General features: G+C 71.1%; 9 protein-coding genes. 4 read left to right on the top strand and 5 right to left on the bottom strand.

Annotated features, from left to right (window positions below):
- Positions 1 to 23: 23 nt before the first annotated feature.
- The 3 genes from ACWCSD_RS37185 to ACWCSD_RS37175 all read right to left on the bottom strand — a co-directional run bounded on the left by ACWCSD_RS37185 (position 24) and on the right by ACWCSD_RS37175 (position 2,826).
- The gene (locus ACWCSD_RS37185; RefSeq protein WP_358298999.1) at positions 24 to 707 is read right to left on the bottom strand and encodes a response regulator transcription factor; all 684 of its coding nucleotides are present in this window, start codon (positions 705 to 707) and stop codon (positions 24 to 26) included.
- Entirely contained in the window at positions 704 to 1,879 is a 1,176-nt protein-coding gene (locus ACWCSD_RS37180) for a sensor histidine kinase (protein ID WP_449922000.1), read from the bottom strand. The genes ACWCSD_RS37185 and ACWCSD_RS37180 overlap by 4 nt, the downstream gene beginning before the upstream one ends.
- 86 nt (positions 1,880 to 1,965) lie before the next feature.
- A complete protein-coding gene (locus tag ACWCSD_RS37175) occupies positions 1,966 to 2,826 on the bottom strand; it encodes a RecB family exonuclease (RefSeq protein WP_352364040.1) in 861 nt (286 codons plus the stop codon).
- Between the two features lie 116 nt (positions 2,827 to 2,942).
- Between ACWCSD_RS37175 and ACWCSD_RS37170 the strand changes: the two genes are divergently transcribed.
- Positions 2,943 to 4,079, top strand: coding sequence for a site-2 protease family protein (locus ACWCSD_RS37170; protein WP_364338295.1), 1,137 nt, complete (start codon positions 2,943 to 2,945; stop codon positions 4,077 to 4,079).
- A gap of 316 nt (positions 4,080 to 4,395) precedes the next feature.
- Positions 4,396 to 5,931 carry an FHA domain-containing protein gene (locus ACWCSD_RS37165; protein WP_449921998.1) on the top strand — a complete coding sequence of 512 codons (1,536 nt, stop codon included), beginning with the start codon at positions 4,396 to 4,398 and terminating at the stop codon, positions 5,929 to 5,931.
- A 507-nt stretch (positions 5,932 to 6,438) separates the two neighbouring features.
- Here the strand turns inward: ACWCSD_RS37165 and ACWCSD_RS37160 are convergent.
- Together ACWCSD_RS37160 and ACWCSD_RS37155 are read right to left on the bottom strand one after the other, a co-directional pair.
- The gene (locus ACWCSD_RS37160) at positions 6,439 to 6,909 is read right to left on the bottom strand and encodes a hypothetical protein (RefSeq protein WP_397158728.1); all 471 of its coding nucleotides are present in this window, start codon (positions 6,907 to 6,909) and stop codon (positions 6,439 to 6,441) included.
- Between the two features lie 189 nt (positions 6,910 to 7,098).
- Positions 7,099 to 8,190 carry a GNAT family N-acetyltransferase gene (locus ACWCSD_RS37155; protein ID WP_397158726.1) on the bottom strand — a complete coding sequence of 364 codons (1,092 nt, stop codon included), beginning with the start codon at positions 8,188 to 8,190 and terminating at the stop codon, positions 7,099 to 7,101.
- A gap of 55 nt (positions 8,191 to 8,245) precedes the next feature.
- Here ACWCSD_RS37155 and ACWCSD_RS37150 point away from each other — a divergent pair, with 55 nt between their 5' ends.
- Positions 8,246 to 9,097 carry a tRNA (adenine-N1)-methyltransferase gene (locus ACWCSD_RS37150; protein WP_352326892.1) on the top strand — a complete coding sequence of 284 codons (852 nt, stop codon included), beginning with the start codon at positions 8,246 to 8,248 and terminating at the stop codon, positions 9,095 to 9,097.
- A 204-nt stretch (positions 9,098 to 9,301) separates the two neighbouring features.
- The gene (gene arc, locus ACWCSD_RS37145) at positions 9,302 to 11,065 is read left to right on the top strand and encodes a proteasome ATPase (RefSeq protein WP_358299011.1); all 1,764 of its coding nucleotides are present in this window, start codon (positions 9,302 to 9,304) and stop codon (positions 11,063 to 11,065) included.
- Positions 11,066 to 11,097 lie beyond the last annotated feature (32 nt).

The raw sequence follows: 11,097 nt of genomic DNA, 5'->3' as shown, positions 1-11,097 counted from the left end.
GCCCTCCTGCCGGGGCGGCGGCCTCAGGATGTCGCGCCGGGCGTGATCAGCCCGGTCTCGTACGCCAGCACCACGGCCTGCACCCGGTCGCGCAGCCCCAGCTTGGTCAGCACGTTGCCCACGTGCGTCTTGACCGTCGTCTCGCTCACCACGAGCTTGGCCGCGATCTCCGCGTTGGACATGCCCTTGGCGATCAGCCGCAGCACCTCCAGCTCCCGCTCGGTCAGCCGGTCGAGGCGGGCCGGCGTGGCCTGCTCGTAGGCCGAGGGCAGCCGCTTGGAGAACCGGTCGAGCAGCCGCCTGGTCACGCTCGGCGCCACGATCGCGTCGCCCGCCGCCACCACCCGGATCGCCTGCACCAGCTCGTCGGGCGGCACGTCCTTGAGCAGGAAGCCCGACGCCCCCGACCGCAGCGCCTCCACGATGTACTCGTCGAGGTCGAACGTGGTCAGCACCAGCACCTTCGGCACGTGCGCCGTGGGCGCGGCCTCCCGCACGATGCGGCGGGTCGCCTCGATGCCGTCGACGCCCGGCATGCGGATGTCCATGAGCACCACGTCGGGCAGCAACGCCCTGGTCTGCTCCATCGCGTCCTTGCCGTCGCCGGCCTGGCCGACCACCGTGATGTCGGACTCGGCCTCCAAGATCAGGCGAAATCCCGTGCGCAGCAGCGGCTGGTCGTCCACCAGCAGCACTCTGATCGTCATTGGCCGTCCTTCAACGGGAACCTCGCCCGCACCTCGAAACCGCCCCCCGGTCGCGGACCGATGTTCAGAATTCCACCATAGAGTGCGACCCGCTCGCGAATGCCGACCAGGCCGTGGCCCGTCCGGTCGGCCGCAGGCGCGGCGCCCCTGCCGTCGTCCTCGACGCGTACGTCAAGGCCCGAGGGGGCGTGCGAGACGGTGACCACCGCCTCGGCCCCGGCCCCCGCGTGCCGCAGGCTGTTCGTCAGCCCCTCCTGGACCAGCCGGTAGGCGGCCAGGTCGACCCCCGCGGGCAGCGGCCGCGGCTCGCCCTCCACGCGCAGCCGCGTGGGCAGCCCCGCCTCGCGCATCTGCTCCACCAGCCCCGGCAGGTCGCCCACGCCCGGCTGCGGCCCCAGCTCGGCCCGCGCGTCGGTACGCAGCACGCCCACGATGTTGCGCATCTCGGACATGGCCAGGCGCCCGGTGTTCTCGATCGCCGACAGCGCCTCCCGCGCCAGGTCGGGATCGGCGGCCAGCACCCGCCGCGCCGCGGCCGCCTGCACCGTCATCACGCTCACGTGGTGGGCCACCACGTCGTGCAGCTCACGGGCGATGCGCGAGCGCTCCTCGGCCCGCGCGGCCCGCGTGTCGGCCGCGTGGGCCCGCTCCAGCCGGGCCGCCCGGTCGCGCAGCTCCTCCAGGTACGCCCGCCGCAGCCGCAGGCTCCTGCCTGCCCCCCAGACCGCCAGCAGCACCAGGACCGCCACCACGTGCCCGCTCGCGCCCGGCGGCGTGACCGGCCCGGCGACAGCCCCCACCGCGTACGTCAGCAGCGAGACCAGCAGCCCGCCCAGCGCCACCGCCAGCCCCCGGTTGGAGGCCACCGAGTACACCAGCACCAGGCCGGACACCCCCGACGCGCCGGTGCCGTAACCCAGCGCGGTCAGCGCCGTCTCGGGGATCAGGCCGGCGCACAGCGCCGCCAGCGGCCAGCGCCTGCGCACCGCGATGGGCGCGGCGGCCAGCACCAGCAGCGCCGCCCCGAGCCCGTCGGACGCGCGCATGCTCACCGTCGTCAGCTCCGCCGGCTCCAGGCGCTCGGGCCCGTAGAGGAGGAAGAGCGTCACCGAGGCCGCGGCCACCACCACGGCCAGGACCGTGTCGTGGAACAGGGGTCGGTCGATCCGCACCGCTTCACTGTAGGCCCAGGTGAGAGCCTTGAACTCCTCCCTTCGGAGGATAAGGTGCGGCCTGCGGGAGGGCTACGGGCCCAGGGCTACAGCTCGTCGGTGGCCGCCCGCCGGTTGCTGCGCACCGTGTCGCCGGGCTGGCGGTCGGGCACCGGCGGCGGGGTGCCGCCGAACTCCGGGCACAGCGCCTGATGGTCGCACCAGTCGCACAGCCGGCTGCGGCGCGCCCGCCACTCGCCGGTCTCCAGCGCCCGCTCGATCGCCGTCCACAGCGCCATCACCTTGCGCTCGGTGGCCAGCAGGTCGGCCTCGTCGGGGGCGTAACGCAGCACCTCGCCGCGCCCGCCCAGGTAGACCAGCTGCAGCAGCCGGGGCACCTGCCCGCGCAGCCGCCACAGCACCAGCGCGTAAAACTTCATCTGGAACAGCGCCTTGGCCTCGAAGTCGGGGCCGGGCGCGCTGCCCGTCTTGTAGTCGACCACCCGGACCTCGCCGGTGGGCGCCACGTCGAGCCGGTCGACGTAGCCCCGCAGCATCAGGCCGCCGTCGAGCACCGCCTGCACGTAGAGCTCGCGCTCGGCGGGCTCCAGCCGGGTCGGGTCCTCCAGCGTGAAGTAGCGCTCCAGCATCGCCCGCGCCTGCGCCAGCCACTCGGCCTGCTCGGCGTCGTCGGCGAACATCCGCGCGTACTGCTCGTCCTCCTGCAGCAGGCGCTGCCACTGGGGCTCCAGCAGCTCCAGGGCCGCCTGGACCGACCGGCGCGGCGCCGGCAGGTCGTAGAGCCGCTCCAGGACGGCATGCACCACGGTGCCGCGCACGGCCGCGGGGGAGGGTTTCTCGGGCAGCTGGTCGATGACCCGGAACCGGTAGAGCAGGGGACAGGTCATGAAATCGCCTGCCCGGGACGGGGAGAGAGCTCCGATGATCACCGGTTCGGTCAACGTCATGCACCGCACTCTAGGTCAAGAGCCCGACAGAATAACCCTCGCCGGGACGAGGATCACGTGATCCGGCGCGTAGCATCGAGGCAGCAACAGCACGTAATGGACGTACGAGGAGTGCGGTGAGCGAGCAGAGCCCGCGTCAGGAGTTCCCCGGCCTTCGGATGGGGCGGCCCTTCGGCATCCCGGTGTACGTCTCCTGGACGTGGTTCATCGTCGCTGCCTTCATCACCGTCATGTTCGGCCCCCGCATGCGCGACATGCTGCCCGAGCTGGACAGCACCGTCGCCTACGCGGTGGCCTTCGTCTTCGCCGTGCTGCTCTACGTCTCGGTGCTGCTGCACGAGCTGGCCCACAGCGTGCTGGCCAAGATGTTCGGCCTGCCGGTGCGCCGGATCACCCTCTACTTCCTCGGCGGCGTGTCGGAGATCGAGAAGGAGCCGCCGACGCCGGGCAAGGAGTTCCTGGTCGCCGCCGCCGGGCCGGCCCTGTCGCTGGGCCTGGCCGGGCTCGGCCTGCTCGCCGACACGTACGTGATCAACGACGGCGGCATCGCCGAGGTGCTCATCTGGCAGCTGTGGGTGGCCAACCTCATCGTCGGCGTGTTCAACCTGCTGCCCGGCCTGCCGCTCGACGGCGGCCGGATGCTGCGCGCGGGCGTGTGGAAGCTGACCAGGAACCCCGGCTCCGGCACGGTCGTGGCCGCCTGGGGCGGGCGCGTGCTGGCCGTGCTGCTGGTCGTCCTGCCGTTCGCGACGTCGATGACGAGCGGGCAGGAGTTCGACCCGGTCGAGCTGCTGTGGCCGGTGGTGCTGGCCTCCTTCATCTGGATGGGCGCCACCCAGTCGCTGCGCGTGGCGCGCATCCGCGCCCGCATCCCGCAGGTCAACGCGCGCGCGCTGGCCCGCAGGGCGATCCCGGTGGCGGCCGAGACGCCGCTGGCCGAGGCGCTGCGGCAGGCCGCCGAGCAGCGGGCGGGCGCCCTGGTGGTGGTCGACCACGACGGACGGCCGGTCGCCATCGTCAACGAGGCCGCCGTCCAGGCCACCCCCGAGCATCGGCGCCCCTGGGTCGACGTGGGCTCGCTGGCCAAGGCGCTCGAACCGACCATGGTGCTGGCCGCCGACCTGACCGGCGAGCCGCTCATCGACGCCATGCGCTCGGCCCCCGCGGGTGAGTACCTGCTGGTGGAGCACGGCGGCGACATCTACGGCGTGCTCGCCACCGCCGACGTCAACCGCGTCTTCACCGGGGTCTGACATGCCCGGCGCGTTTGCGGCTAAGGTCTTGTCCGGCCACTTCCCGTAGCCCGGCGATTTCGATGCCAGGACGGCAGGCCGATAGTCTTCTGTTTGGCCGAACTTGCACAGTTGACGGGTTGGTCGTGGTCCACCGGTTCACCGAATCGAGACGCCTGGGCCGCGACACGGCGTCGTCGTCTGGGTATGCGTATGGCTGGTGGCCGGCACGGCAGTGCGGGTGCCGTAATACCGCCGGCTTCCGGGAGGAGAGTTGAGTGACCGAGCGCAGCGAGGGCACCGATGAGCGCAGCACGGTCGTCATGAGGGAGGGCGCATGAGCGGCCAGGGCTTCGGAGTGGTGCGTCCCCTTCCCGGCGACGGGCTGGTCGCCTACATCGGCGGCCTGCTGCTGGTGTGCGACGCGGGCGAGGCGGCCGCCGACGGCCTGATCGAGGCGCTGCGCGAGACGGCGGCCTCCGGCGGCGACGGCCGGGCGCTGGCCCGCCGCGCGGCGCAGGTGCTGGCCGCCAACATGGCGGGCGACCCGGCCACGTGCGCGGTCGCCGGTCCCGTCGGCGGCGGCGTGGCCGTCCTGGTCAGCGGCTCGGCCTCGGCCTCGGTCAGCACCTCCGGCGGCGAGACGCGCCTGGCCGGCAGCGACTCCCTCACCTGGGCCGACCGGCTGATCAGCGGCCCGGTCGAGCGCGTCGAGCTCACCCTGCCCGGCGCCGGCAGCGCGCATCCCGCGGTCGGCTTCGAGGGCGGCGTCGTCCACGGCGGCGGCCTGATCGGCGACCTCACCGACCAGCCGTCGCACGTCCGTCCCCAGGGGCAGGCGGCCGATCGGTCCAGGCCGCTCACCAGTGAGATGCCCAACACGGCCCTGCACATGGAGCCCGACCTGGCCCCGCCGCCCGAGCGGCCGGTGGAGCGGCCCGTCGAGCGGCCTCCCTATCCGCTGGCCGACCAGCCGCCGATCGTCCAGGGTCCGCCCTCGGGCGCTCAGGCCGGCGTCCCGCACCCTGGCCCCCAGCCCGGTCCTCACTCCGGTCCTCACTCCGGCCCGCCGTCGCTGGACCAGCCGCCGTTCGGGCACGAGCAGCCGCCCTTCGGCCAGGAGCAGGCCCCGTTCGGGCACGAGCAGCCGCCCTACCTTCCGCCCCAGGACCAGCCTCCCTTCCTGCCCGTGCAGGAGCAGCCCCAGCCCGAGCCCCAGCAGCAGTTCCCGTCCTACGACGAGCTGCCGCCGTCCGGCAACGGCATGGCCGACCAGCCGCAGCACATGGGTCCGCCCGATCACTTCGACCAGCCGGCCCCGCCCGTGCTCGGCCCGCCGGAGCACTTCGACCACCCGGGGCCGCCGCCGCAGGAGCAGCAGCAGGGCGACCACGGCGACCGCCCGCTGGTCTACGGGGTCGACTGCAAGAACGACCACTTCAACGACCCGAGGGTGCCCTACTGCGCCGTCTGCGGCATCGCCCTGGTGCAGCGGACGCTGGTGCCGTACAAGGGGCCGCGGCCCTCGCTCGGGGTGCTCATCCTCGACGACGGCACGGCGCTGCCGCTGGAGAGCGACTACCTGCTGGGCCGTGACCCCGAGCGCGCGCCCGAGGTGGCGGGCGGCTCGGCCCGGCCGGCCAAGGTCACCAGCCCCGACGGCTCGGTCTCGCGCCGCCACCTGCGGGTGGCCCTCGACGGCTGGGACGTCAACCTGGTCGACCTGGGCTCGGTCAACGGCACCCAGATCCAGCCGCCCGGCGACCCCAACTTCTACGATATCCCGCCCAACGAGCCGGTCACCATCGCGCCCGGCACGACGGTCCGCGTGGGCGTCTCCCGCACGCTCCGCTTCGAGGCCCACCGGGGCTGATCCCGGCACCTGTCCGCCCGCACCTCTTTCCCGGAGGTGCGGGCGTTCGTGTTTCCGGAAACCCTTCAGGAAATGCGTCAGGAATGTCCGGTGGTAAATGGCTGAATGGGAATTGCCGGGGCTGGGGGAGGGGGTGAGTAAGGGTATTTCGTGGGCAATGGGCGATATTTCGGGAGAAGTTAGGACCGGGTTCGCGGCCCTTTCTGAATGAGGGATCCGGACCGTCCCAAAGGGCGGCCGTGCCCATGGGACAGCCGTTCCGAGGGGGCGGAAGTTCGGGGGGTGCAGCCGTTTCGAGGGCGGGCGTTCCGAAGGTGCAGCCCGTCCCGAAGAGGTGGCGGGGCCGAAGGTGCAGCCGTTCCGAGAGCGTGGGTGTCCCGGACGTGCAGCCCGCCCCGAAGGGCGGCAGGCCCGAAGGTGCAGGTGTTTCGAGGGGGGTGGGGGTTCGGAAGGGGCGGCCCATGCCCGGAGGGGCGGGCGGTCCGGGAGGGCAGCTGGGGCTGGGGGTCAGGTGGGGCGGAAGGTGCGTACGCCGCGCAGCAGGCGCACGGCCGCCTCCAGGCCGCGGGCCCCCTCCACCGCGCGTCCCGCCGCCGTCGCGTACCGGCTCAGCAGGTGTTCGTCCCCCTCCTGGAACCCCCGTCCCGCCACCCACACGAACGTGTGGTCGCGGACCTGCGCCGGCACCGGCACGGCCAGGAACCCCGGCTCGCCCATCGTCTCGTCCCGCGCCAGCCGGAGCGACCCCTCCGCGGTGGCCAGCTCCTTCAGCACCCCGGACCCCGACAACCAGCGCCGCACCCGCAGCGGGTCTCCCGGCGGCGCGTGGACGTGCAGCGGACGGGCGTCCCGCCGCAGTGCGTCCACGTGCACGAACCCCGCGTACGCGGTGCCCGCCACGGCCGCCGCGGCGCGCGCGAGCCGATCGATCACGTCGGCGACCTCCAGGCAGGAGAACGCGGTGATGAGTTCACGCATGGCGATATCGACACGGTTGTTTGGCATCGCGGTGATTCCCTCGGGTGGAGGGGGGAAGAGATCGCGCGGCCCGATCACGCGAAACTCCGAACGGTGCCCCGGAGTATCACCCTCGACGCGGCTCTTGACTACCCCTCAACAGGAAATTGCGATTTTTCCGCATTTCGCAGGCAGAGCCGGTAGAGCCGTTCACGACGAGCGCAGCCGCACCCACTCCACGTCGTCCGCCCGCGTGCCGTCCGGCTTCGGGAACAGCTCCCGGTGCAGGCTCTCCCTGCTGAAACCGGCACGTTCCAGCACCGCGTGCGAGGCCGCGTTCACCACGTCGGTGCCCGCCACCACCCGGTGCAGGGCCGTGCGCGCGAACGCCCAGTCGACCAGCAGCCGCACCGCGCGGGTCATGAACCCCCTGCCGCGGAAGTCCGGCACCAGCGAGTAGCCGATCATGGCCTGCCCGAGCACGGGGACGACCTGCATGAGCTGGAGGTGCCCGGCGAACGCGCCGGTGGCGGCGTCCCGGACCGCCAGTTCGATCCGCTGCCCGGTGACCCACCAGTAGCCGGTGCAGCGGCAGCGCTGCTCGTCCTCCTCCAGGGAGGCGGGCGGGGTCAGGGAGTAGGCGGTCACGCTCGGGTCGCACATCATCCGGTGGTACTCCGGGGCGTCCTCCACCGAGAGCGGCACGAGCCGCACCACGCCGTCGGTCAGCTCGCCGCCGTCGAAGAAGGGCAGGTACGGCTCCTCGGCCGCGGCCGGCTCCCCGGCGATCCGGGCGAAGGACACCAGGTCGGCCCACCGCCCGTCGCGCAGCCGCTTGGCCTTGCGCCGCCGGCCCTCCTCGCGGAACCCGGCCCTGAGCGCCACCCTGAGGCTGGCCACGTTCTCCACCTCGGCCTGCAGCTCCACCCGGTGCACACCCTGGTCGGTGAGCCAGTCGGACACCGCCCTGGCGGCCCGGGCGGCCACGCCCCTGCCGCGCGCCCACGGCGCCACCACGTAACCGATCTCGGCCGTGCCCCAGCGGTCGGGCGGGCGGACCCCGATCGCGCCGGCGTAGCGGCCGTCCTCGGTGACGGCCCACTCCGCGCCGCCCGACGCCCACTTGTCCTCGGCGAACTTCAGGTAGGCGCGGGCGTCCTCGACCCGGTACGGCGACGGCAGCAGCGGCAGATGCCGGGCGGTGACGGGATCGTCCATCATGCGCGCGATCGCCTCGGCGTCGGGGTCGGCGGGCATTCGCAGGATGAGGGGACCGGTGGAGATCACGTCGCGCGGGAGCATCCCCCATAGATACCGTGCGTCCGGAGGCGTGAGAAACCCATATAACCTTGCCGACATGGGTTTCCGCAGGCATGGGCCGTTCCAGGCAGGGGATCAGGTGCAGCTCACCGACCCCAAGAACAAGCGCCACACGATCACGCTCAAGCAGGACGGCGTCTTCCACACGCACAAGGGCGCCATCCCGCACAGCGAGCTGATCGGGCAGCCTGAAGGCTCCGTCGTGCGGTCCTCCGGCGGCACCGCCTACCTCGCCTTCCGCCACCTGCTCCAGGACTACACGCTCGCGATGCCGCGCGGCGCGGCCGTCATCTACCCCAAGGACGCCTCGATGATCGTCGGCATGGCCGACGTCTTCCCCGGCGCCCGGGTGATCGAGGCCGGGGTCGGCTCCGGCGCCCTGACCTGCTTCCTGCTGCGCGCCGTCGGCCCCGAGGGCCACGTCACCTCCTACGAGCGACGCGAGGAGTTCTCCGAGGTGGCCCGCAAGAACGTGGAGAAGTTCTTCGGCGACCCGATGGAGGACAACTGGCGCCTGGTCGTCGGCGACCTGGTCTCCTCGATCGACGAGGCCGACGTCGACCGCGTCATCCTCGACATGCTGGCCCCCTGGGAGTGCGTCGACGCCGCCGCCAAGGCCCTCACGCCGGGCGGCGTCATCTGCTGCTATGTCGCCACCACCACCCAGATGTCCAAGACCGTGGAGGCCATTCGCGATCACGGGTGTTTCACCGAGCCTCATGCGTGGGAGACCCTGGTTCGCGACTGGCATGTCGAAGGGCTCGCGGTTCGTCCCGATCATCGGATGATCGGCCACACCGGCTTCCTCGTCAGCGCCCGCCGCATGGCAGACGGAGTGACGCCGCCGCCGCGACGCCGCCGACCGAAGGGAACCACCGAGGAACTATGACAATTTGGCCACGAGGGTGCGTTGGTGCGTGACACGGGAACAGATCGCCGTGTTCATATGCTGGGAGTATTAAACGCACCATTGGGGATTATTCACCGAATACTGCATGTCACTCGACGAACACTGCCCGGCCAGGTTACGGAGGGGCCCGAGATAGGTAAGGTCCTTAGTAGTCGCCCTCGACTGGGAAGGAGGTGACGGGGCGTGGCAGCTCGCGATGATGCTGAGGCTCGAGCCGCGCAGCGCGAACGGGAGGTCGCTGATCTTTCAACACAGGTCTCCTTCCTCCAGGAGGAGATCACCGCGCTGAGGCGGAAGCTGGCCGAGTCACCCCGTCAGGCCAGAGTCCTCGAAGAACGTCTCCATGAGGCACAGGCGAATCTCGCGGCCGTGACAGGCCAGAACGAGCGCCTGGTGGCCACACTCAAGGAGGCCCGGGACCAGATCGTCGCTCTCAAGGAGGAGGTCGACCGGCTGGCGCAGCCGCCGTCCGGCTTCGGCACCTTCCTTGAAGCCCGAGAAGACGGCACGATCGAGGTGTTCACCGGAGGGCGCAAGCTCCGGGTGAACGTCAGCCCCGCCGTCGACGTCGACTCGCTGAGGCGTGGCCAGGAGGTCATGCTCAACGAAGCACTCAACGTGGTCGAGGCGCTCGGCTACGAAGAGGTCGGCGAGATCGTCATGCTCAAGGAACTGCTGGACGAGGGCAGGCGGGCCCTGGTCATCTCGCACGCCGACGAGGAGCGCGTCGTGCGACTGGCCGACTCGCTGGTCGGCCAGCCCATCAGGGCCGGTGACTCGCTCCTGCTCGAACCCCGCTCCGGCTACGTCTACGAGCGCATACCCAAGTCCGAAGTCGAAGAGCTCGTGCTCGAGGAGGTCCCCGACATCTCCTACGAGGAGATCGGCGGGCTCATGCGGCAGATCGAGCAGATCAGGGACGCCATCGAGCTGCCCTACCTGCACGCCGACCTGTTCCGCGAGCACAAGCTCCGTCCCCCGAAGGGCGTGCTGCTCTACGGCCCGCCCGGCTGCGGCAAGACGCTCATCGCCAAGGCGGTCGCCAACTCCCTGGCCAAGCAGGTCGCGGAGAAGACCGGCCAGTCCGGCAAGAGCTTCTTCCTCAACATCAAGGGCCCGGAGCTGCTCAACAAGTACGTCGGCGAGACCGAGCGGCACATCCGCCTGGTCTTCCAGCGGGCCCGTGAGAAGGCCTCCGAGGGCACCCCGGTGATCGTGTTCTTCGACGAGATGGACTCGATCTTCCGCACCCGAGGCTCCGGCGTCTCGTCCGACGTGGAGAACACCATCGTCCCTCAGCTGCTGTCTGAGATCGACGGCGTCGAGGGCCTGGAGAACGTCATCGTGATCGGCGCCTCCAACCGCGAGGACATGATCGACCCCGCGATCCTGCGGCCGGGCCGCCTGGACGTGAAGATCAAGATCGAGCGGCCCGACGCCGAGGCGGCCAAGGACATCTTCTCCAAGTACCTGCTGGCCGAGCTTCCCCTGCACCCCGACGATCTGTCCGAGCACGGCGACTCTCGCGAGGCGACCATCCACGGCATGATCCAGAGTGTGGTGGAGCGCATGTACACCGAGAGTGAGGAGAACCGCTTCCTCGAGGTGACCTACGCCAACGGTGACAAGGAAGTCCTCTACTTCAAGGACTTCAACTCCGGCGCGATGATCCAGAACATCGTCGACCGGGGCAAGAAGATGGCCATCAAGCAGTTCCTGGAGAGCGGACAGAAGGGCCTGCGGGTGCAACACCTGCTCACCGCCTGCGTCGACGAGTTCTCCGAGAACGAAGACCTGCCCAACACCACCAACCCCGACGACTGGGCCCGCATCTCCGGCAAGAAGGGCGAGCGGATCGTCTACATCCGCACGCTGGTCTCCGGCAAGCAGGGCACCGAGGCCGGCCGTTCGATCGACACGGTCGCCAACACCGGCCAGTACCTGTAGGGAACGTCTGGAAAGGGCCGCGCGGCCGTCCG

This window comes from Nonomuraea sp. NPDC001684 (assembly GCF_053596515.1).
The sequence above is the reverse complement of the archived record's forward strand: the minus strand, read 5'-3'. Positions and strand labels throughout refer to the sequence as shown.

Coding starts and splice junctions, on each gene's coding strand:
- ACWCSD_RS37185 (WP_358298999.1), bottom strand. CDS start 707: ATGACGATCAGAGTGCTGCTGGTGGACGACCAGCCGCTGCTGCGCACG.
- ACWCSD_RS37175 (WP_352364040.1), bottom strand. CDS start 2,826: ATGACGTTGACCGAACCGGTGATCATCGGAGCTCTCTCCCCGTCCCGG.
- ACWCSD_RS37165 (WP_449921998.1), top strand. CDS start 4,396: ATGAGCGGCCAGGGCTTCGGAGTGGTGCGTCCCCTTCCCGGCGACGGG.
- ACWCSD_RS37160 (WP_397158728.1), bottom strand. CDS start 6,909: ATGCGTGAACTCATCACCGCGTTCTCCTGCCTGGAGGTCGCCGACGTG.
- ACWCSD_RS37155 (WP_397158726.1), bottom strand. CDS start 8,190: ATGCTCCCGCGCGACGTGATCTCCACCGGTCCCCTCATCCTGCGAATG.
- ACWCSD_RS37150 (WP_352326892.1), top strand. CDS start 8,246: ATGGGTTTCCGCAGGCATGGGCCGTTCCAGGCAGGGGATCAGGTGCAG.